The sequence below is a fragment of the Parendozoicomonas sp. Alg238-R29 genome (genome assembly GCF_947331445.1).
Classification (GTDB): domain Bacteria; phylum Pseudomonadota; class Gammaproteobacteria; order Pseudomonadales; family Endozoicomonadaceae; genus Sansalvadorimonas.
On record NZ_CAMZOG010000202.1, the window covers coordinates 1 to 1552 of the forward strand.

General features: G+C 47.7%; 2 protein-coding genes. Both read left to right on the forward strand.

Going from position 1 to position 1552, the window contains the following annotated elements; genetic code table 11:
* The first annotated feature begins 156 nt into the window (after positions 1 to 156).
* Positions 157 to 669, forward strand: a complete 513-nt coding sequence (locus tag QMA35_RS21595) for a hypothetical protein (RefSeq protein ID WP_281649199.1) — start codon at positions 157 to 159, stop codon at positions 667 to 669.
* Positions 660 to 1298 (forward strand): hypothetical protein, encoded by a 639-nt coding sequence (locus QMA35_RS21600; RefSeq protein ID WP_281649200.1) that lies wholly within the window; start codon positions 660 to 662, stop codon positions 1296 to 1298. Before QMA35_RS21595 ends, QMA35_RS21600 begins: the two co-directional genes overlap by 10 nt.
* Positions 1299 to 1552: the final 254 nt, after the last annotated feature.

Here is a 1552-nt window from a genome sequence, read left to right on the forward strand (position 1 = left end):
TTGAGTGATGAAAAAGTCAGGGGTGCTTACGAGCAGCTGAGTAACTATGGAGCTATCGCCGCCTGAAAGTGTCCGCGGTATTGTTTATGAGAAAAGATAAAAATTGACTCACCTCAATCTTTGGTTTCAGAACGCATAAGTTTGTTTAAAGAGAAAATGGTCACCGATTCAGAGGGTGATACAGTCCCGGCGCTGATTGGTCAGCAGAAAGCTTTAATTGTTGCGGGTATAAATGAGGCGGATGTTCCTTATGAGCAACGGTTGAAATTCAGTATGCCGCTGTTCCTATTGGCAGGTTTGGCACTGTTCTTCGGATATATTGGTAGCACGATGGGTGTGACCAATATGTTCAATACCATTTTTTCCACGGCCCATGATCTGTTGTTAAACACTGTCTTTTATATTATTGGGATCACGGTTATTGCGGGTGCTTTCAGCCGCCTGCTAGTGGAGTTCGGCCTGATTGCTGTTCTTGAAAAAGTATTGGCTCCGTTGATGCGCCCTGTTTTCAATCTACCTGGTCGTGGTTCCCTGGCGGGGTTGATGACTTTTTTTCTGATAACCCTGCGATTATCAGCCTGGCTCATGACACCCGCTTTAGTGGCAGTTTTAAACGTTCTGAGCTGGTTTCTCTCACTAACTTCGGCACAGCATTTGGCATGGGGTTAGTGGTTATCACTTTTATGGCGACTCTGGATATCGGTACGGGTAAAAGTAGCTTTATACCAGCCATGGTTGGTTTTGCGGGCGCTGTTGTGGGTTCCATTATATCTACTCGTCTTATGCAAAGAATGGTTCGCCCTTTTTTTGCTGAAACAGGTGAAGAGATCGAAGCAGGCTCTTCAGAAGAGCAGACTGAAAGCGTTGTACAGGTTAACGATGAACCTCAGCAAACAGGTTGGCTGCGTGTGCTTAACTCCTTGTTGGATGGTGGTAAGTCTGGTGTTGAGCTGGGTCTGGCTATTATTCCTGGCGTACTGATTATCAGCTCCATTGTCATGATCATGACCTTTGGCGCTCCCGAAGGTGGTTATACTGGCGCGGCTTATGAAGGTGTTGCTCTGCTGCCGTGGCTGGCTGGTCATGTGTCCTGGTTGTTCTTTAGCCTGTTTGGTTTTCAGGCTCCGGAGTTGGTAGCTTTCCCCATGACTTCTCTGGGAGCAGTGGGGGCTGCAATGCTGGATACTCTGGGTTATCGCAGTCTGACCTCCAAAGCCCTGCTGGCTCATACTGTCGGCGGTATTGCCGCTGGTGTTGTAGCGCGTTATCTCTTCCTGCTGGCACTGCTGTCCGGTTAAAAAATCGAGAAAGGCGTGAGATGTCTGTCTTTAGTGGTTTGCGGTAAAATAGCGGTTGTCGAGACAGCTATTTCACAAAACAAAAAAGACAGACATGAAGTATCATAACAGCGTTTTCCAACAGTTACTCAAAACAATCCCACGTCACCAGTTTCAGAAGGTCGTTGATCGCCACAACGGAGATCATCGCATCAGAACTCTGTCATGCTGGACTCAGCTCGTTGCCATGATGTTTGCTCAACTGGCCAGCCGGG